This is a genomic window from Hyphomicrobium sp. (assembly GCF_020852195.1).
Classification (GTDB): domain Bacteria; phylum Pseudomonadota; class Alphaproteobacteria; order Rhizobiales; family Hyphomicrobiaceae; genus Hyphomicrobium_C.
Window position 1 is genome coordinate 1 of sequence record NZ_JADZBI010000087.1, and the last position, 18,577, is coordinate 18,577.

Below are 18,577 nucleotides of genomic sequence, written 5' to 3' on the forward strand. Positions count from 1 at the left end.
ACGCGCTCCTTCTTCTCGCGCGTCGAATTCACGACGCCGGTGCCGCTTTGCAGCACGCCGGAATAGATGCGGCAGAAGGTGATGGTGCCGACGAACGGATCGTCCATGATCTTGAAGGCGAGCAGCGACATCGGCTCGGCGTCGCTCGCGTTGCGCACCACCTCGTTGCCCTTGGGGTCGATGCCCTTGATCGCCGGCACGTCGAGCGGCGACGGCAAGTAATCCACCACCGCGTCGAGCAGCGGCTGCACGCCCTTGTTCTTGAAGGCCGAGCCGCACAGCACCGGGAAGAAGGCCGCCGTCAGCACCGCCTTGCGGATCAGCCGCTTCAGCGTGGCCTCGTCAGGCTCGTTGCCTTCGAGGAACGCAGTCAGCGCGTCGTCGTCGAGCTCGACCGCAGCTTCCACCATCTTCTCGCGATATTCCTTGGCCTGATCGAGCAGGTCGGCCGGGATTTCCTCGTCGTGGTATTTCGCGCCGAGCGACTCGTCGTCCCACACCACCGCCTTCATGCGGACGAGGTCGATGATGCCCTTGAACTGGCTTTCCGCCCCGATCGGAAGCTGGATCGCGACCGGCTTCGCGCCCAGACGCTTCACGATGTCGTCGAGACATTTGAAGAAGTCGGCGCCGATCTTGTCCATCTTGTTGGCGAACACGATGCGCGGCACGCGATACTTGTCGCCCTGGCGCCAGACCGTCTCGGTCTGCGGCTCCACGCCCTGGTTGGAATCGAGCACGCAGACGGCGCCGTCGAGCACGCGCAGCGAACGCTCCACCTCGATGGTGAAGTCGACATGGCCCGGCGTGTCGATGATGTTGAGGCGCTTGTCGTTCCAGAACGCGGTGGTTGCGGCCGAGGTGATGGTGATGCCGCGCTCCTGCTCCTGCTCCATCCAGTCCATCGTCGCGGCGCCTTCATGCACCTCGCCGATCTTGTGGCTCTTGCCGGTGTAATAGAGGATCCGCTCGGTCGTGGTCGTCTTGCCGGCATCGATGTGGGCCATGATGCCGAAGTTGCGGTAGTCCTCGATGGGGTATTGGCGGGCCATGCGCTTGCCTCAGAATTCCATTTACCAGCGGTAGTGCGAGAACGCCCGGTTGGCGTCCGCCATCTTGTGGGTGTCCTCGCGCTTCTTGACCGCCGTGCCGCGGTTTGCGGCGGCGTCGAGCAGCTCGCCCGACAGACGCTCCACCATGGTGTTCTCGTTGCGGCTGCGCGCGGCGGTGATGATCCAGCGGATGGCGAGAGCCTGACGGCGCTCGGAGCGCACCTCAACCGGGACCTGATAAGTTGCGCCGCCAACGCGCCGCGAGCGAACCTCGACGGCCGGCATGACGTTGTCGAGCGCCTGGTGGAACATGGCGATCGGGTCCGACTTCGCCTTCTGCTCCATGCGCTCGAGGGCGCCGTACACGATGCGCTCGGCAACGGACTTCTTGCCGTCCGACATGACTGCATTCATGAACTTGGTCAGCACCAGATCCGCGTACTTCGGATCCGGATTGACTTCGCGCTTCTCTGCACTGTGACGACGGGACATGTGTCCTGGTCCTTCGCTTCAATCTTTCTTCCGGCTCACTCCCGGCGAGCCACCTTGGAACTTCGAGATCCCGGATCCTTCCGCTCCAAAGCGGCTCGTCCGGGATACCTTTGGCGCGGCGGCCTACTTCGGCCGCTTCGCTCCGTATTTCGAACGACGCTGCTTGCGGTTGGCGACGCCCTGGGTGTCGAGCACGCCGCGCAGGATGTGGTAACGGACACCGGGCAGGTCCTTGACGCGGCCACCGCGGATCAGGACCACCGAGTGCTCCTGAAGGTTATGGCCCTCGCCCGGGATGTAGCCGATCACCTCGTAGCCGTTGGTCAGGCGGATCTTGGCGACCTTGCGAAGCGCCGAGTTCGGCTTCTTCGGCGTCGTCGTATAGACGCGGGTGCACACGCCACGCTTTTGAGGGCACGCCTCCATGTGGCGCGACTTCTCGCGATAGACCTTCGGGCTCCGGGGTTTCCGGATGAGCTGTTGTATCGTCGGCATCAAGCGCCCCGCTTCTCTTTCGGCTCCAAACCGTTCCCGGATCGTCCCAGCACCGCGCGTCTCAGATGCGCGCATGCGCCAAACGAAACCTGCCGAGCTCCGGAGCCCCGGAAGCCTGGCACGGAAAAAACCAGAGGATCATCCGGCTTGCCTCGCGGCTCGCCAGCGATCTTGGTCCGAAAATGTCCTCTGCTTTGGGACGGCAGCGTTTAGGCTGGAGCGCAAAACGAGCGCTAAGATGGCCTACCACCTACCGTGAGAGTGGCGTTCCTATAACCATTTGCGGATTCCCGGTCAACACCCTGCGGCGACCGGAATCGCAAGAAGTGATCGACGATGCCGCGCGGCAGGCTGCAGGGCGCCTGCGCAGGCCTCCCGATCCTCCTCTGCATCCGTACTTAATCATAGGAAAGTCGCTTTTCCAGGCCAGATCTCACGGTTCGGGGCGACCAGGGGTTGTGCGGGGCTCCCGTTCTCATTCATTGGAATTCCACTCGGCGCGGAGGGCGCAGATGCCTCCTTTCCTCGACGCGTCTCTCGGCAGCAAGGCGCTCGGCAGCCTCTCGCGACCCAATCTCTGGCACGCGGCGCTGCTTTTTCTCGGTTTCTTCGTGCTGGTGACGATCCCCACGGTGCTGCTCTGGGGCGTGGCGGGGCTCGCCGCCGCGGCCATCCTGCTGGCGCTGGTCTGGCCGCTCGTCGTGCGCATCCCGCCGGAAGCCGTCATGCGGCTCTACCAAGCGACCCGCATCCCGCCGGACGAGAGCCAGCTTTCGAGCCTCGTGGACGTGCTGGCCTACCGGGCCGAGCTGCCGCAGCGGCCGGACCTCTACGTCATCCCAAGCGCGACGCTGAACGCCTTCGCCGCCGGCTCGCGTGAGCATTCCGCCATCGCCGTCACGGAAGGGTTGCTGAGGCGCCTCTCGCTCGCCGAGACGGCAGGCGTGCTCGCCCACGAGATGGCGCACATCCGCAACAACGACCTGCTCGTGATGGGGCTCGCGGACGTGATCACGCGCGTGCTGCAGCTCATGAGCTACGTCGCGCTCGGCCTTGCCCTATTCAACGTCTTCGCGCTTCTGACTGGCGGCGACACCATATCGTGGTGGGCGGTGATCTTCCTCTACCTGGCGCCGGCGCTGTCCAGCTTCCTGCAGCTCGGCCTTTCCCGCGCGCGGGAGTTCGAGGCCGACCGGCAGGCGGCGGCGCTCACGGGCGATGCCAAGGCGCTGGCCTCGGCGCTGCGCCGGCTCGAGACCTACACCGGGCACTTCTGGGAGGACCTCATGTTCCCTGTGCCCGCGCGCCGGGTGCCGCACCCCTCGCTCTTGCGCTCGCACCCCGACACGGAGGACCGCATCCAACGCCTGATGGCGCTCGATGCCGCTCCGGACGAGCCCCGCCACGAGCGGCTGGTGATCGTCGAGCAACCCATGTTCTCGCTGGTCGGCTACGGGCCGGGCGACATGCGTCCCCGCTACCGCTGGCCGGGGCTGTGGTTCTGAGCGATAGCCCCCGACGGCCTCCCTCACCCCCTGCACAAGGGGGCAGGAGAAGTGCGGATGTGACGGCGCGAGGGGTTGCCTCCGGGCCGCCTCACGCGTATCAGCGCCGACATGGATGATACGACCCAAGCCGCGCCGCCAGCCCCCCGCTCGACGCTCAAGCTCGACGCGATTCCGGACCTCGTCCGGCGCCTGCGGGCGGGTGAGCGGCGCGCCATCGCGGCCGCGGTGACGGAGCTCGAGAAGCTCTCGACCTCCGCGCCGCCGCTGCTCGAAGCGCTGCAGCCCTACCTCGGCAAGGCGCTGGTCGTCGGCTTCACCGGGCCGCCAGGGGCCGGCAAGTCCACGCTCGTCAACGCCGTGATCGCACATGTGCGCTCCGAGGGCGGCACGGTCGGCGTCATCGCCGTCGATCCGTCGAGCCCAGTGTCGGGCGGCGCCATCCTGGGCGACCGCATCCGCATGACTGCGGCGCTCGACGACGACGGCGTATTTGTGCGGTCGCTGGCGAGCCGCGGCTACCTCGGTGGGCTCTCGCCGGCAGCCGTGCGCGTGATCGACGCGCTCGATGCTGCGGGCTTCGACCTGATCCTGCTCGAGACGGTCGGCACGGGGCAGAGCGAGATGGACGTGGCCGAGGTCGCCGACGTGCGCGTCGTGATCTCGGCACCGGGACTCGGCGACGACATCCAGGCCATGAAGTCGGGACTGCTCGAGATCGCCGACATCCTGGTGGTCAACAAGGGCGACCGCGAAGGCGCGGAGCTGACGCTGCAGCAGCTTCTCGGCGCGCTCTCGATCCGCTCGCTGCGCACGCCCGTTCCTGTGCTCAAGACTACGGCCACGACGGGCGACGGCGTGCCGGAGCTGGTCAAGACCGTGCGCGAGGTCGGCGCGCGGGGCGCTGATGCGGGACCGATGGCGCGGCGGCGGCGGCGCGCCCGCTATCTCATCGCGCGCGCGGCTGCGGACGTGGTGGCGCGGCGCATCAAGGAGGACCGCGGCCGCGAGATCGACGGGCTCGCCGACGAGGTGCTGTCCGGCCGCACGAGCCCCGATGTGGCGGCGCGCAAGCTGCTCGGGTCGTAGCGGCCTCTCCAAACACGCGGTCGTCGCGTTTGTGGAGACTTGCGTGGGTGCCGGCCTTCGCCGGGATGACACAGGCTATTCCAGCAGGGCGCGGAGCAGCCAGCCGATAAGAAACATCAAGCCCATGCCGAGCCCCACGACCGCGCTGCGGTGGCGGCGGAGGAATGCCTCGTAGGCCGGCGGCTGGACGATGCGTTGCGTCGTCTCCACGCCGTTGTCCTCGTCGGGCAGCAGCGCCGCGACCGGCGCTGCCTCCGGCCGCAGGATGCGGGTCGGCGCCTCGTCGGCCTCGATGCCCGCGACATCCGCTGCAACCTTCAGCGCCAGAACGGTCGTGTTGTCCTGGTCCGGTGCCTTCTTCGCCAGCACGGCCGCGATCAGGCGCTCCGCCATCTGATCCGGTGGGCCATGCCGGCCGGCGTAGACGATGTCGCCGATCTCGTTGCCGTCGAGCGTCGCGATGCCGTCGCTGGCCAGGATCAGCCAATCCCCGTCGGCAAGCGGATAGGGCTCGGCGCGCAGGTCCAGGATCTCGATGGCCTTGCCCGTGAGCGCCGAGCGCAGCGCGTTGCGGTACGGATTGGCCTCGGCCTCGGCGGGCGAGATCTTGTTCAGGCGGGCCTGGTTGTCGAGGAAGGCGCCAAGGGAATGGTCGGCGTTGAGGCGCAGCACGTCGGGCGCACGGAACAGGAGCAGCAGCGAATCCCCGACGCTGATCCAGCGCAAGCCAGCGGCGTCGATCCAGGCGCCGACCAGCGTGCAGCCCATGCCGCGCAGCTTGCCGTTCCCGGCCGCGCGGGCCGCGATGGCCTCGTTGCCGGCTTCGAGTGCGGCCTCGAGGCGGTCGCCCACCGCACGGTCGGTGGCGGTAAACGTCGCCACGAAGGTCTCACAGGCGAGGTTGCCGGCGATCTCGCCGCCAGCGTGCCCTCCCATCCCATCGGCGACCACCGCGAGCAGGCCCTCTCCGCGCCGGGTGGCGGCTTGGGCTCCGGACGGCCAGATCGCGAAGGCGTCTTCTTGATTGGCACGTGTACCGGTCGTGGCTCGGGCTGCGCCTGCCACGCGCCATGTCATGCGTCTTCGACCTCGGTCGTCCAGTCGAAGTCGGGACCGCAACAGGCGACGAAGCGGAACGTCGTGTTGCCGATGCGGAAGAGGTCGCCCGCCTTGAGCTCGGTCGGCTGCAGCACCGGCTTGCCGCCGAGCCGCACCAGGTTCGACTTGCCGCCGTGTTGCAGGTAGAAGGTCCGCGTCTCGTCGTCGTAGGCGATGAACGCATGCTCCTCGCGCGAGATGCTCTCGTCGCCGAAATCGAGCGGGATGCGCTGGCTCGGCGCGCGGCCGACCGAGTTCATGCCGACGTAGACCGGGCGGAAGCCGCCGCGACCGGGGCCCTTGACGATGACGATCCAGCCGGCAACCGGCTCGATATCGACGGTGCCCTCGCGCACGACCTGGGTCTTGGCCTGGGCGCCGGCGTGCCGTGGCGGGGCGTGCAGCGCTTGCGCGGGCGACGCTAGGCCGCCGACGAGCCGCGTGGTGCCGATCACGGTGCCGCCGGGCGGTGTGCCGGAGGTGGCTTCATTGACGTCGGGCCGCATGATCAGGCGGGTCTTCTTGTCGCCCTCGGCGTCACCGTCGTCGTCAGGGTGGCGCGGATCGTTGCTCATCGTCGGATCTCCTTGATCTCCGGCACCCCGGCTCATCCACTCAGGCCAGAAACTCCGTCTCGGCGCGGAACCGCAGCCGCACCTCGCCGAGCTCCACCATGTCGCCGTCGTTGAGCTCGCGCGACTTGTACTTGGTTCTGTTGACGATGACGCCGTTGCCGCCGCCGAGGTCGGTGATCACGAAGCGGCGCGTGTCGGCGTTGTAGTGCAGAACCGCGTGACGACGCGAGATCGAGTCGTTCTGCAGGCAGATGTCGTTGTCGCGATGGCGGCCGACGCGCACGTTGGTCGTCCGCAGCGGATGGCGCGAGGCGTTGCCGTCCAGCATCTCGAGCCACCCGTAGACGACCGGGCGGCCTTGAGCGTCCCGCAGCAGCTCGCCGGCGCCACTCCCGCTCGTCAGCTCGTCTAGGTCGGCGTCGGCCTCGGTGGCGGGGGCATCGCCTGCGGTGGCGGACGCCTCCTCCTGCCCCAGGAACCCTCGTCCGTATCTCATGGCGCCAAAGGCGCCCAGGCCGAGGAGCGCGGCCAGGACCCCGATAAGGACGGCGTTGTCCGCGAGCCAATCCAGCACGCCGGGCTCCGGTGGAGGCTCAGGCTCGCGCTGGAAGGTGGTCTCGAAGCTCGGCTGCGGCGGGGCGGGGATCTCGACCTTCTGCTCGGTCTCGAGGCGCTGCCCGTCAGTCAGGTTGGCCGAGAGCACCAGCGTCTGCGCCCCCGCCGGGCCTTTGAGGTTCACGCTCAGCGTGCCGCCGTTCTCCAGAATCTCGCCGACGAAGCGGGTGGTGACGATGTCCTTGGAGAAGTCCCGCGCCGCGCCGGGGCCTTGCTTGACCTCGGCCGCATAGCCGCCGGTGTCCTCGGCGAGACGCGACAGCTTCTGGAAGTTGGGCCGCGCGGCGCGGTCGTCATAGTAGCCCAGCACATGGATGACGACGCCGGCGTCGCGCGCGGCCGTCACCACCTGGTCGTGGCCGTAGCCCGTGTCGTCGGAGGTGCCGTCGCCGAGGATGACCAGCGCCTTTCGGTCGCCGCTCTCCTTGGCCAGGGCCTCGACGGCCTCGGCTGCGGCTTTGTAGAGCTGGACCGTGGCGCTCGCCGGCTTGACGGCAATGATCTGGCGCACGAACTCCGCCTTGGAGGCGCCGGAGTCAGCAATGACAGTCAGGTCGTTGGCGAACGTGTAGGCGGTGAAGCGGCGCTTGCCCTGGCGCTGATCCGTGAAGGTCACCACGGCGTCCCCCATCTGGGAGAGCGTGGTGCGGCGACTAGTCGGTATGAGCTGGATCAGGTAGGCTGTGGTGGTGCCCTGCTCGGCGGGGTCATATGCCTCGAACCTGGCCTCGAGGCCGTCGCTCTTACCCTTGAGCGCCGCCTTCACGTCCTTCATGACCGCGAAGCCGCTGGCGCGGACGTCGCAGGCGAGCGTCGCTTGCGGCACGCCCTTGGCCTCGGCGGGCTCCCGGCAATTCGCCACGAGCTTGGTCTGGGCTGCGGCGGCGCCGAACGAACCCAATACGGAGAGCAGCAGGGCGATCGCAACACTCGTTTCGCGCTGCCTCGCCGGGCGCCGCATGCTCGCGTCTCCAGTGTGGTCCCAGACAGGTAGGAAAATCATACTACGCTCGCGATGTTTACCGTTCAACATCGCCAGCCCTGTGCCCACAGGTCGGTCTCCCGTTAGCGTTAGCATCGCCTCCGCCATCCCGCCGAGCGGCATCGAGAGTAACTCTTTCCGGCGCAAGGCGAATGGGGCATGCTGGATTTCGCGTTGCGGGACGTCGCGAGGAGGGCGTCGCTCCATGGAGGCTCAGAACGACGCGGTGCTCTCGCCGGGCACGCGGATCGATCAGTACCTGATCACCGGACTTCTGGGCCGCGGTGGATTCGGCATCACGTACCTCATAAAAGACGAGATGCTGAACAAGGAGTTCGCACTCAAGGAATTCTTTCCCGAGGATCTCGTGCGCCGCGAGGGCGGCAGTCTCCGCTTCCTCTCAAGGGCCAACGCCGAGGAGGACTACCGCTGGGGGCTCAAGAAGTTCTTCGACGAGGCGCGCCTGCTCGCGCAGTTCAACCACCCCAACATCATCGGCGTGCGGCGCGTGTTCGAGCAGAACGACACGGCCTACATGGTGCTCGATCTGGTCCGCGGCATGACCTTCGAGAAGTGGCTGCGCGGCCTCGACAGTCGGCCGACCCAGGACGAGCTCGACCTCGTGGCGGGGCCCCTCCTCTCCGCGCTCGCGCTCGTGCACGAGAACCGCACCTGGCACCTCGACATCTCGCCCGAGAACATCATGATCCGCGCGGCCGACGGGGCGCCGATCCTGCTCGACTTCGGCGCCTCGCGCTTCGAGATTAAGCAGCACTCGCAGCTCGTATCGGCGCTGGTGTTCAAGAGCGGCTACTCGGCACCCGAGCAGTACACCTCGAACGCCGACCGCTACGGCCCCTGGACCGACATCTACGCCTTCGCGGCCACGCTCTACCGGGCCGTCACCGGGGAACGGCCGGACGAGGCGACGTCGCGGCAGCTTTCCGACGATCTCGAGCCGGCAGCCAAGGCGGCCGCAGGGCACTATCGCGAGAGCTTTCTCGCGGCCATCGACGAAGGGCTCAAGCTTCCGCCCGGTGAGCGGCCGCGGTCCGTGCGCGACTGGCGGCCGATGCTGCTCGGCGGCAGCGCGGTGGTCTCGGCCGAGCCCACCGCGACGACGGCGGTGCGCACGCAGCTTGCCACGCAGCGCACCGGCGCGGGCATCCCGCTCGTCTATACCCGGCTCATCCGCACCAGCCTCTCGAAGCTCGGCCAGGCGACGCGCAGATCCAAGGCGCTCACCGCTGCGGTGGCGGCGGGGCTGGTGGCGCTCGCCGGCGCCGTGCTCTACGTAAGCGGGGGCAAGAACCCGTTCGCGGAGTGCGGCGGACTGTTCTCGGCCGCCGACTGCTGGGGCGCCGTGGTCGACAGGGGCGGCAACATCTTCGGCCGCGTGGAGGAGCCGAGCCGCGAGGCGGCGGAGGCGGCCGCCATGAAGAAGTGTCGCGAGCGGTTCGACCAGGGCTGCACCGTGATCGCGACCATCTCGAAGCAGGAGTGCTGGGCACTGGCCGAGTCGCCCGGCGATCCCACGCGCTGGCGCGCGTCGGCGGGAAAGACCATCGAGCTTGCACAGCGGGATGCCCGCTGGGATTGCGAGCGCGTCTACGGCGTGTGCCAGATGGCGATGACGTTCTGCGCCGACGGCAAGAAGGCGCAATAGATCCGTCTCTCATTCGTCCGGCAGCGAGCCCTACTCGCGGAAGCGGTTGGTGATGGGATAGCGGCGGTCGCGGCCGAAGTTGCGGCTCGAGATTTTGACGCCCGGCGCGGCCTGGCGGCGCTTGTACTCGGCGAGATAGAGAAGCCGCTCGACTTTCCGCACCACCTCCGGGTCGTGGCCGCGCGTGATCACGTCGGCGACCGGCATCTCCTGCTCGACGAGGCAGGCAAGGATGTCGTCCAGCACGTCGTAGGGCGGCAGGCTGTCCTGGTCGGTCTGGTTCTCGCGCAGCTCGGCCGTCGGCGGGCGCGTGATAATACTCTCCGGGATCACCTCGCCCTTGGGACCAAGCCCACCTTTCGGGACGTTGGCGTTGCGCCAGCGCGCGAGGCGGTAGATCTCAAGCTTGTAGAGGTCCTTCACGGGGTTGAAGCCGCCGTTCATGTCGCCGTAGAGCGTCGCGTAGCCGACGCTCATCTCGCTCTTGTTGCCCGTGGTCAGCACCATGGCGCCGAACTTGTTCGAGATGGCCATGACGACGACGCCACGCGTACGGCTCTGGATGTTCTCCTCGGTGAGGTCCGGCTGCTTGCCGGTGAAGAGCGGCGCGAGTGCGTCCGCAAAGCCCTGAACGGGAGGCTCGATGGGGACGGTGTCGAAGCGGATGCCGAGCGCCTCCGCGCAGGAGGTGGCGTCGGCGATGCTTTGGTTGGAGGTGTAGCGGTAGGGCATCATGATGGCGTGCACGCGCTCCGGGCCCAGGGCGTCGACGGCCATGGCGGCGACGAGCGCGCTGTCGATGCCGCCCGAGAGCCCTAGAACGACGCCGGGAAAGCGGTTCTTGTCCACATAGTCGCGCAGGCCCAGCACGCAGGCGTGATAGGCCGCCGCGTCGCCCTCCGTCAGCCGGTGCACGGGCGCCTTGGTGCACGCCCAGCCGCTTGTCGTCCGTGTCCATTCGGTGATGGCGATCTCTTCCTCCCAGGCCGAGAGCTGGCCGGCGAGGACGTGATCAGCATTGAGCACGAAGGAGGCGCCGTCGAAGACCAACTCATCCTGGCCGCCAACCTGGTTGACGTAGGCGAGCGGCAGGCCGGCCTCGGTGACGCGCGCCACGGCGACGTTCATGCGCACGTCGGGCTTCTTCCAGTCGAAGGGCGAGCCGTTGGGGACGATCAGGATCTCGGCGCCGCACTCGGCCAGGCACTCCGTGACATCCTCCTTCCAGATGTCCTCGCAGATCGGCACGCCGAGGCGCACGCCGCGGAAGCTGATGGGGCTCGGAAGCGCGCCTGCCGTAAACACGCGCTTCTCGTCGAAGACGCCGTAGTTGGGGAGGTCGACCTTGAAGCGAACGGCCGCGATCTCGCCGCCGTCGATGAGGACCACCGCGTTGTAGATGGCGCCGTCCTCGGGCCACACGGTGCCGACCAGCACGGCAGGGCCTGGCCCGAGGCGCGCGGCGAGCGCCTCGGCGCGGGCGCGGGCCGCGCTGTGGAAGGCCGGCTTCAGCACCAGGTCCTCCGGCGGATAGCCGGTCAGGAACAACTCGGGAAACACGACCAGGTCGGCGCCTTCGGCCGCGGCCTTGGCACGGGCGTCGACCAGCTTCTGCTCGTTGCCTGCGAGGTCGCCCACGGTGGGATTCAACTGGGCGAGCGCAATTTTGAGGAAGGCGGCCCCGGTGGGGGATGTGTTTTTGCTCATGGCGGCAAGATTTAGGGCGGCGATGGCCCCGGGTCCAGGGGCATCGGCGGCAGCGCTCTCAGCAGGGCAGCATGTCGTGGTCGCGCACGAAGGACAGCATGGCATGGCGCAGGCCGGGGCCGCCCTGAATCTGCAGATCGCCGCCGATGCGGAGCACTTGCGGGCCGCCGTCCAGCGCATAGAACTCGTTGGTGAGGACCGAGAGGCGCTCGTCCCAGTCGGTCCAGTCGGCGCGATTGTGAAAGTGCGTCTCGCGGCGATGCTGGGTATCCCGCGGATAGGGCGCCTGGAACATGGCGATGCCGCGCTTCACCAGATCAGCCTGGCGCTCGAGCCCGACGTCGGCCAGCGCCTCCTGGATCTCGGGCGCAACCGAACCCGCCGCGTTGTAGAAGAACTGACGCACGCCGCCGTTCTCGAACTCGTCATTGAATGCGGCGAGGAGCAGGACGGTACGCTCCGGCTTGGCCAGCGCGGCGAGCCGTTGACGAATCTCCTCATGGGGCTGCCAGAAATCGAGGGCGGCGAGCAGCGCACCGCTCAGATGCTCGAAGCGCGCTGCGTCGCTCAGCTTCGTGCGCGTGGATTCGATGCGCTGCCAGAGGCCGGGTGTGCGGTTGACGTATGCAACGATGGTCGCGATCCAACCCCGCTGCGATCCGAACGTGTCGCTCAAGGCAAGAAGGCTATGATCGAGAGCATTCAGCTTGCCTGAAGGCGTGGCATAGCCCAAAGCCTTTATGCGCAGCTCGGTGTCGGACGGGTAGGTCCTTCCGAACAGTGCCATGGCTTTGGTGAAGACGGCACGCTGCTCCGCCAGACCCGCGGCGTGCAGGGCGTCGCGCACAGCCGGGGCGTGTTGTCCTGACCTGCGATAGAAGTAGGTATAAAGGCCATCGCGGCCCATTCCGGTCTGCAAGGAGTATAGGAGCACGAGCGTGCGCATGTGCGGATCGAGGGGCTCGAGCGATTTCGCGAATTTCTCCGGCGGATCCAGAATGTCGCGGGCCGCGTAGCGGCCGACCACATGCCCTATCAACTCCCAGAACGGGATCCGCGAGCGGTTCGAGAGCGAATCCGGATCATAGGCGGCAGGATTCGCTTGCAAGGGGCAGCCGTTGTCAGCCACCGTCTTCGACCACGTGGGAAAGGGGACAATGCGGTCATCGAACCGCGGCTCGTTTCTTGCCGGCGGTGCGTCACCGCCGTTCTGGGCGCCCGGCGCGGGGGAGGTGAGGAGAAGAGACCCTATGGCGGCACAGGCCGCGGCCGCATATGCCGGTCCGGTCCGAATCCGATCCACCTCGCTCCCTCCGGCAGACGCTGCGTCGATTCCGGTGCTTGATAGCGGAGGTTGAGCCCGGCGGAGGTTCCACACGGAACTGCGTCAGGCCCGATCCCGCATAATCTGTCTGGCCCTGCAAAAACCGCAGACCCTGGCCTCCATTCGTGCGGGTGGACCTGGGCGGGGCCAGTCATTACAGAACAGAGGCGTCTCCCCTGCCCCCGAGTCCTCCTCCGCATGCTCTCCATTCTCTCGATCGTGGCTCCCGTCTTTGCGCTCATCGCTGCCGGCTACCTCTGCCGGCGCATCGGCGTGATCGGGCTTGCGGCCGTGTCGGAACTCAACCGCTTCGTCGTCTATCTCGCGCTGCCGGCGCTGCTCTTCGACGTCATGGCACACGCGAAGCCCAGCGAGCTCGCGCAGCCGGGCTTCATCATCGCGTACGGTGTCACCTGCGGCATCGTGTTCTACGGCACGCTCGGCGTCAGCCTGCTCGCCGGACGACCGCTCGGGCCGGCGAGCATCGACGGACTTCTCGGGTCCTACGCCAACACGGCCTACATGGGCTTTCCGGTGCTGCTCATGGTGTTCGGCCAGGACAGCCTGGTGCCGGTGACACTGACCTCCATCATCACGGTGTGCGTGCTGTTCGCCTCGTCGATCGTCCTGATCGAGGTCGGCCGCCACAGCGCGCACCATCCGCTGCGGCTCGCAGGCAAGGTCGGCGCGTCCCTTGCGCGCAATCCGCTCCTGATCGCGCCGGCGCTCGGCGCCCTCTACGGGGCGACGGGAATCGGCCTGCCGACCGCGGCCGAAACCTTCCTCAAGCTGCTCGGCGGGGCGGCAAGCCCGCTGGCGCTGGTGGTGATCGGCCTCTTCCTCGCTGAACCCCGGCCGGTGGCGGCCGCGGAGGCGCGCACCGCCAGCGTGCTCGCGGCGATCAAGCTGTTCGTGCAGCCGGCCTTGACCTGGGGACTTGCCACGGCCCTCGCCGTACCGCCGCGGCTGGCAGCGATGGCGGTGTTGCTCTCGGCCATGCCGACGGGGACCGGGCCCTTCATGCTCGCCGAGTTCTACAGGCTTCCGGCGGTCGTCACCTCTGCGGTTATCCTGCTGTCGACGCTCGGATCGCTCGTTACGCTGCCTCTGCTTATGATTGCCCTCGGGGCCACAGGTCAGAATTAACCTTCGACCAATGGACAAGGAGCGGCGACACCGCATCCCCTTGTGCGGGTCCCGGCCTTAAGGCACAGCATCTCTGCATCAGAATGAAGGCTTGCTCATGCGCCTCGACGCGATCCCGCTCGGAAAGAACCCGCCGCAGGACATCAACGTCATCATCGAGGTCTCGGTGGGCGGGGAGCCGATCAAATACGAGATGGACAAGGCTTCGGGCACGCTCATCGTCGACCGGTTCCTCTACACGCCGATGCGCTATCCCGGGAACTATGGGTTCGTGCCGCACACGCTCTCCGACGACGGCGACCCCATCGACGTGCTGGTCTGCAACACGCGCACCATCGTGCCGGGGGCGGTGATCAATTGCCGTCCTGTCGGCGTGCTGGTCATGGAGGATGAAGGCGGCGGCGACGAGAAGATCCTTGCGGTGCCGTCGACCAAGGTGTCGCGGCGCTACGAGAAGATCCACAACTACTCGGACATGCCCTCGATCTCGCTGCAGCAGATCGAGCACTTCTTCTCGCACTACAAGGATCTTGAGCCCGGCAAATGGGCCAAGATCGGCCATTGGGGCGATACCGCCGAGGCCGAGCGACGGATCACCGAGGCCATCGAGCGCGCGAAGGGGAAGGGCTAGCCCCTCCCCAACAGGGGGAGGGGAATTTTCGCCGTTACGCAACACGTCCCAGAGGGAGAGAAGTGAGGTTAGGTCAGTCGAGCTTCTCGGCGGACGAGGTATTTGTCGGAGCGGCGGCGGTCGCGTCGTAGGCAGTTTTCGTATAGCCGTCCCCGGTTCGGGTGATCTTGGTGGTCCAGCCGGTGTCCCATGTGATGACGGCCGACAAGCCGTCCACGTCCCAGGTGCCCGTCATGCCTTCATCCGACCGATCGGCCTCGGCCACGCCTGACGCCAACAGCGTGATCTCGAACGGATTGCCCTCCGAATCCTGGACGCGCCAGGTCCCGGCAAACTCGTTGTCGTCCAAATCCCGGTCCTCGGCCCCGATCAGCGCGAGAAAACTGGAGAGCGAACGGCTCCCCTGCCTGCTGAGGCTTTTCATCGTGATCCTCCGCTTGCAGCGGGCGCGCACATCGGCACACCCTCACGGGAGGAAAAACGCCTGGCGGCAGCGAGGGTTCCGACCGCCTGTTTTACGCTTCGGACCGATAGGGGTTCGAAGCGATCATGGTCTAGCCGGCCGCCGCGGCGGGCCGGGGCGGGGCGCTGCGCGCCTCGCGCTCGAGCTTCATGCGCTCGGCAACGAGGAAGGCCAGCTCCAGCGACTGATCGGCGTTGAGGCGCGGATCGCACTGCGTGTGATAGCGATCCAGGAGATCGGTCTCGGAGATCGCGGTCGCGCCGCCCGTGCATTCCGTCACGTTCTGGCCGGTCATCTCGACGTGGATGCCGCCCGCGTGCGTGCCCTCGGCGCGGTGCACGTCGAAGAACGCCTCGACCTCCTTCAGGATGCGGTCGAAGGGACGCGTCTTGAAGCCGTTGGCGGCGCTGATGGTGTTGCCGTGCATGGGATCGCAGGCCCAGACCACGGTGCGCCCTGCCTTCTTCACGGCGCGGATCAGCTTGGGCAGGTGCTGGCCTACCTTCTCGTGCCCGAAGCGGCAGATCAGCGTCAGCCGGCCCGGCTCGTCCTTCGGGTTCAGGATGTCGATCAGGCGCAGGAGGGCGTCCGCGTCGAGCGAGGGCCCGCACTTCAAGCCGATCGGATTCCTGATGCCACGGCAGAACTCGACGTGCGCGTGATCCGGCTGGCGCGTGCGGTCGCCGATCCAGAGCATATGGCCGCTCGTCGCATACCAGTCGCCGCTCGTGGAATCGAGACGCGTCAGCGCCTGCTCGTAGTTCAAGAGCAGCGCCTCGTGACTGATGTAGAAGCTCGTCGTGCGGAGCTGCGCCGTGTTGGCGCTCGTGATGCCGCAGGCACGCATGAAGCCCAGCGTCTCGGCGATGCGGTCGGCGAGCTCCTGGTAGCGGTGGCCCTGGGGGCTGTCCTTGACGAAGCCCATGTTCCACTGATGCACGCGCTCGAGGTCCGCGTAGCCGCCGGTGGCGAAGGCGCGGATCAGGTTCAGCGTGGCGGCGGACTGCCTATAGGCCTCGAGCTGGCGTGCGGGATCGGGGATGCGCGCTTCGGGCGTGAAGTCGGCACCGTTGATGATGTCGCCGCGGTAGCTCGGCAGCTCCACGCCATCCTTCTTCTCGGTGGGGGAGGAGCGCGGCTTGGCGAACTGCCCCGCGATGCGGCCCACCTTCACGACGGGGCTGCCGCCGGCATAGGTCAGGACCACCGCCATCTGCAGGAAAACGCGGAAGAAGTCGCGGATGTTGTCGGCGCGGTGCTCGAGGAAGCTCTCGGCGCAATCGCCGCCTTGCAGCATGAACCCCTCGCCGAGAGCGACCTCGCCGAGAGCCTTCTTCAGCTCGCGCGCCTCACCGGCAAAGACGAGCGGCGGGAACGTCGCCAGACGTCCCTCGACCTCCTTCAGCGCGGCGGCGTCGGGATAGTCAGGCACCTGGACGATCGGCAGCGAGCGCCAGCTCTCGGGTGACCAGGCTGCGGGCATTCTCTCTTCTCCACATTCATGCCGGGCCGACTGGCGCGCGGCTGCCCTCCGCACAGGAGGATACCAAAATTCTCGCCGGCTTATAGGGCAAGTGCCGGCGGATGGCCAGCCGCGCACGCGCCTCGCCTTTGCGGCTCTGCAGCAAAGCAAGAAGGCGGCCGGTTGCCCGGCCGCCTTCCCTTAATACGACTTCGCGCTGCGGGTGGACCTACTCGGCCACCCGGCGGCGGCGGCGGACCGGGCCGGCCTCGGTGCCCGGAGGCACGAGGGCCTTTTCGGCCTCGCTCTGGGCCTTCTCCTGGCTGATCAGCTCATCGCGCTTGGCCGCGATGCGGCGCAGGCCGCGCAGCATGCCGCCGGTACCGGCCGGGATCAGACGGCCGACGATGACGTTCTCCTTCAGGCCCTCGAGCGTGTCCGACTTGCCGACGACGGCGGCGTCGGTCAGCACCCGGGTGGTCTCCTGGAAGGAGGCCGCCGAGATGAACGAGCGGGTCTGCAGCGATGCCTTGGTGATGCCGAGCAGAACCGGGGTCGCGGAGGCCGGGCGCTTGCCCGTCTTCTCGATCTTGGCGTTCTCCTCGTCGAACTCGATGCGGTCGATCTGCTCGCCCTTGATGAAGTCGGTGTCACCGGTGTCGGTGATCTCCACCTTCTGCAGCATCTGCCGGACGATGACCTCGATGTGCTTGTCGTTGATGGTCACGCCCTGCAGACGATAGACGTCCTGGATCTCGTTGATGAGGTAGTTGGCGAGTTCCTCGACGCCCTTGATGGCAAGGATGTCGTGGGGCGCGGGATTGCCGTCGTAGATGTAGTCGCCCCGGTCCACGCGGTCGCCGGGCTGGACGGCCAGGCTCTTGCCGCGCGGGATCAGGTACTCGACCGGCTCCGCATTCTCATCGTCGGGCTTGATGGTGATGCGCTGCTTGTTCTTGTAGTCCTTGCCGAACTCCACCGTGCCCGAAACCTCGGCGATGATGGCGTGGTCCTTCGGACGGCGGGCCTCGAAGAGCTCGGCCACGCGCGGCAGACCGCCCGTGATGTCGCTCTGCTTGGCGGAGGCCAGCGGAATGCGCGCGATGACGTCGCCCGCCTTCACGTCCTGGCCGGGCTCGACCGAGAGAATGGCATCGACCGTCAGCAGGTAACGGGCGTCGCCGCCGCGGGCCACCTTCACGGGCTTGCCCTTGCCGTCCTTGATGACGATCGCGGGCTTCAGCTCGGCGCCGCGCGGGGTCGCCCGCCAATCGACGATGACGCGGTTGGTCGTGCCCTTCACCTCGTCCGTCTGCTCGCGCACGGAGGCGCCCTCGATCAGGTCCTCGAACTCGATCTTGCCCGAAGCCTCGGTGAGGATCGGCCGCGTGTAGGGGTCCCACTGTGCGAGCTTGGTGCCGCGCTTCACCTCGTCGCCGTCGTCGACGTGCAGGCGGGCGCCGTACTGGACCTTGTGGGTCGCAAGCTCCTTGCCCGACTGGTCGACGATGACGATCGACATGGTGCGGCCCATGGCGATCAGTCGGCCCTGGCCGTCCTTGACGATGGCGCGGTTCTTGATCTTGACCTTGCCGTTGAAGTTGCTCTCGATGAACGACTGATCGACGACGTTCGCCGTGCCGCCGATGTGGAACGTGCGCATCGTAAGCTGCGTGCCCGGTTCGCCGATCGACTGGGCGGCGATGACGCCGACCGCCTCGCCGATGTTGACGGGCGTGCCGCGCGCGAGGTCGCGGCCGTAGCACTTGGCGCAGACGCCGGTCACGGTCTCGCAGGTCAAGACCGAGCGGATGCGGACCTCCTGGATCTGCCCCTTCTCGATGGCCTCGGCGTGCTTCTCCTCGATCAACTCGCCGGCCTTCAAGATGACGGTCTGGTCGCCGTTCTCCGCGGTGGCGACGATGTCCTCGGCCGCGGTGCGGCCCAGCACGCGCGCGCCGAGCGAGACGATAACCTGACCGGCGTCGACCACGGCCTGCACCTTGATGCCGCGATCGGTGCCGCAGTTCTCCTCGATGATGATGCTGTCCTGGGCGACGTCGACGAGACGGCGCGTCAGGTAGCCCGAGTTGGCGGTCTTGAGCGCCGTGTCGGCGAGACCCTTGCGAGCGCCGTGGGTCGAGTTGAAGTACTCGAGAACCGACAGGCCCTCCTTGAAGTTGGAGATGATCGGCGTCTCGATGATCTCGCCCGAGGGCTTGGCCATCAGGCCGCGCATGCCGGCGAGCTGGCGCATCTGCGCGGGCGAGCCGCG

The 18,577-nt window shown here is 67.3% G+C and carries 15 protein-coding genes and 1 pseudogene; 5 read left to right on the forward strand and 11 right to left on the reverse strand.

The features are described from left to right. The 3 genes from IT540_RS06835 to rpsL all read right to left on the reverse strand — a co-directional run. Positions 1–1,052 (reverse strand): GTP-binding protein (locus IT540_RS06835; RefSeq protein WP_291174866.1); only part of this gene is annotated, 1,052 nt, incomplete at its 3' end. A 21-nt stretch (positions 1,053–1,073) separates the two neighbouring features. Beyond that, positions 1,074–1,544, reverse strand: a complete 471-nt coding sequence (gene rpsG, locus IT540_RS06840) for a 30S ribosomal protein S7 (RefSeq protein WP_291174869.1) — start codon at positions 1,542–1,544, stop codon at positions 1,074–1,076. A gap of 123 nt (positions 1,545–1,667) precedes the next feature. Further along, positions 1,668–2,039 (reverse strand): 30S ribosomal protein S12, encoded by a 372-nt coding sequence (gene rpsL, locus IT540_RS06845; RefSeq protein WP_072392951.1) that lies wholly within the window; start codon positions 2,037–2,039, stop codon positions 1,668–1,670. A gap of 512 nt (positions 2,040–2,551) precedes the next feature. Here rpsL and IT540_RS06850 point away from each other — a divergent pair. Further along, on the forward strand, positions 2,552–3,544 hold the full coding sequence (locus IT540_RS06850) for a zinc metalloprotease HtpX (protein WP_291174877.1): 993 nt from the start codon (positions 2,552–2,554) through the stop codon (positions 3,542–3,544). A gap of 111 nt (positions 3,545–3,655) precedes the next feature. Continuing rightward, complete coding sequence (gene meaB / locus IT540_RS06855) at positions 3,656–4,633, forward strand: methylmalonyl Co-A mutase-associated GTPase MeaB (RefSeq protein WP_291174882.1); 978 nt, start codon at positions 3,656–3,658, stop codon at positions 4,631–4,633. Positions 4,634–4,708: 75 nt separating this feature from the next. Here the strand turns inward: meaB and IT540_RS06860 are convergent, their stop codons facing one another. The 3 genes from IT540_RS06860 to IT540_RS06870 are packed head-to-tail and all read right to left on the reverse strand — an operon-like array spanning position 4,709 to position 7,882. Next, positions 4,709–5,710 (reverse strand): protein phosphatase 2C domain-containing protein, encoded by a 1,002-nt coding sequence (locus tag IT540_RS06860; protein WP_291174885.1) that lies wholly within the window; start codon positions 5,708–5,710, stop codon positions 4,709–4,711. Next, complete coding sequence (locus tag IT540_RS06865) at positions 5,707–6,306, reverse strand: FHA domain-containing protein (RefSeq protein WP_291174888.1); 600 nt, start codon at positions 6,304–6,306, stop codon at positions 5,707–5,709. The genes IT540_RS06860 and IT540_RS06865 overlap by 4 nt, the downstream gene beginning before the upstream one ends. A 40-nt stretch (positions 6,307–6,346) precedes the next feature. Then, entirely contained in the window at positions 6,347–7,882 is a 1,536-nt protein-coding gene (locus IT540_RS06870) for an FHA domain-containing protein (RefSeq protein WP_291174891.1), read from the reverse strand. A gap of 226 nt (positions 7,883–8,108) precedes the next feature. Here IT540_RS06870 and IT540_RS06875 point away from each other — a divergent pair, with 226 nt between their 5' ends. Beyond that, the gene (locus IT540_RS06875; RefSeq protein ID WP_291174894.1) at positions 8,109–9,569 is read left to right on the forward strand and encodes a protein kinase; all 1,461 of its coding nucleotides are present in this window, start codon (positions 8,109–8,111) and stop codon (positions 9,567–9,569) included. 30 nt (positions 9,570–9,599) lie between these two features. Here IT540_RS06875 and IT540_RS06880 read toward each other — a convergent pair whose 3' ends face one another. Then, positions 9,600–11,276 (reverse strand): NAD+ synthase, encoded by a 1,677-nt coding sequence (locus tag IT540_RS06880; protein ID WP_291174895.1) that lies wholly within the window; start codon positions 11,274–11,276, stop codon positions 9,600–9,602. Between the two features lie 58 nt (positions 11,277–11,334). Then, on the reverse strand, positions 11,335–12,384 hold the full coding sequence (locus IT540_RS06885; RefSeq protein WP_291174897.1) for a DUF4375 domain-containing protein: 1,050 nt from the start codon (positions 12,382–12,384) through the stop codon (positions 11,335–11,337). A gap of 414 nt (positions 12,385–12,798) precedes the next feature. On the opposite strand from IT540_RS06885, the gene IT540_RS06890 reads away from it, so the two are divergent. Together IT540_RS06890 and ppa are read left to right on the forward strand one after the other, a co-directional pair. Next, positions 12,799–13,746, forward strand: coding sequence for an AEC family transporter (locus IT540_RS06890; RefSeq protein WP_291174900.1), 948 nt, complete (start codon positions 12,799–12,801; stop codon positions 13,744–13,746). Positions 13,747–13,843: 97 nt separating this feature from the next. After that, the gene (ppa, locus tag IT540_RS06895; protein WP_291174903.1) at positions 13,844–14,377 is read left to right on the forward strand and encodes an inorganic diphosphatase; all 534 of its coding nucleotides are present in this window, start codon (positions 13,844–13,846) and stop codon (positions 14,375–14,377) included. Between the two features lie 73 nt (positions 14,378–14,450). Here the strand turns inward: ppa and IT540_RS06900 are convergent, their stop codons facing one another. The 3 genes and pseudogenes from IT540_RS06900 to IT540_RS06910 all read right to left on the reverse strand — a co-directional run. After that, the gene (locus tag IT540_RS06900) at positions 14,451–14,801 is read right to left on the reverse strand and encodes a hypothetical protein (protein ID WP_291174906.1); all 351 of its coding nucleotides are present in this window, start codon (positions 14,799–14,801) and stop codon (positions 14,451–14,453) included. 130 nt (positions 14,802–14,931) lie between these two features. Continuing rightward, on the reverse strand, positions 14,932–16,323 hold the full coding sequence (locus IT540_RS06905; protein ID WP_291174909.1) for a class II 3-deoxy-7-phosphoheptulonate synthase: 1,392 nt from the start codon (positions 16,321–16,323) through the stop codon (positions 14,932–14,934). 208 nt (positions 16,324–16,531) lie between these two features. Continuing rightward, positions 16,532–18,577 (reverse strand): annotated as a pseudogene (locus IT540_RS06910) (DNA-directed RNA polymerase subunit beta'); the annotation flags it as partial.

Coding starts and splice junctions, on each gene's coding strand:
- rpsG (WP_291174869.1), bottom strand. CDS start 1,544: ATGTCCCGTCGTCACAGTGCAGAGAAGCGCGAAGTCAATCCGGATCCG.
- IT540_RS06905 (WP_291174909.1), bottom strand. CDS start 16,323: ATGCCCGCAGCCTGGTCACCCGAGAGCTGGCGCTCGCTGCCGATCGTC.
- rpsL (WP_072392951.1), bottom strand. CDS start 2,039: ATGCCGACGATACAACAGCTCATCCGGAAACCCCGGAGCCCGAAGGTC.
- meaB (WP_291174882.1), top strand. CDS start 3,656: ATGGATGATACGACCCAAGCCGCGCCGCCAGCCCCCCGCTCGACGCTC.
- ppa (WP_291174903.1), top strand. CDS start 13,844: ATGCGCCTCGACGCGATCCCGCTCGGAAAGAACCCGCCGCAGGACATC.
- IT540_RS06890 (WP_291174900.1), top strand. CDS start 12,799: ATGCTCTCCATTCTCTCGATCGTGGCTCCCGTCTTTGCGCTCATCGCT.
- IT540_RS06870 (WP_291174891.1), bottom strand. CDS start 7,882: ATGCGGCGCCCGGCGAGGCAGCGCGAAACGAGTGTTGCGATCGCCCTG.
- IT540_RS06860 (WP_291174885.1), bottom strand. CDS start 5,710: ATGACATGGCGCGTGGCAGGCGCAGCCCGAGCCACGACCGGTACACGT.
- IT540_RS06880 (WP_291174895.1), bottom strand. CDS start 11,276: ATGAGCAAAAACACATCCCCCACCGGGGCCGCCTTCCTCAAAATTGCG.
- IT540_RS06900 (WP_291174906.1), bottom strand. CDS start 14,801: ATGAAAAGCCTCAGCAGGCAGGGGAGCCGTTCGCTCTCCAGTTTTCTC.
- IT540_RS06850 (WP_291174877.1), top strand. CDS start 2,552: ATGCCTCCTTTCCTCGACGCGTCTCTCGGCAGCAAGGCGCTCGGCAGC.
- IT540_RS06875 (WP_291174894.1), top strand. CDS start 8,109: ATGGAGGCTCAGAACGACGCGGTGCTCTCGCCGGGCACGCGGATCGAT.
- IT540_RS06865 (WP_291174888.1), bottom strand. CDS start 6,306: ATGAGCAACGATCCGCGCCACCCTGACGACGACGGTGACGCCGAGGGC.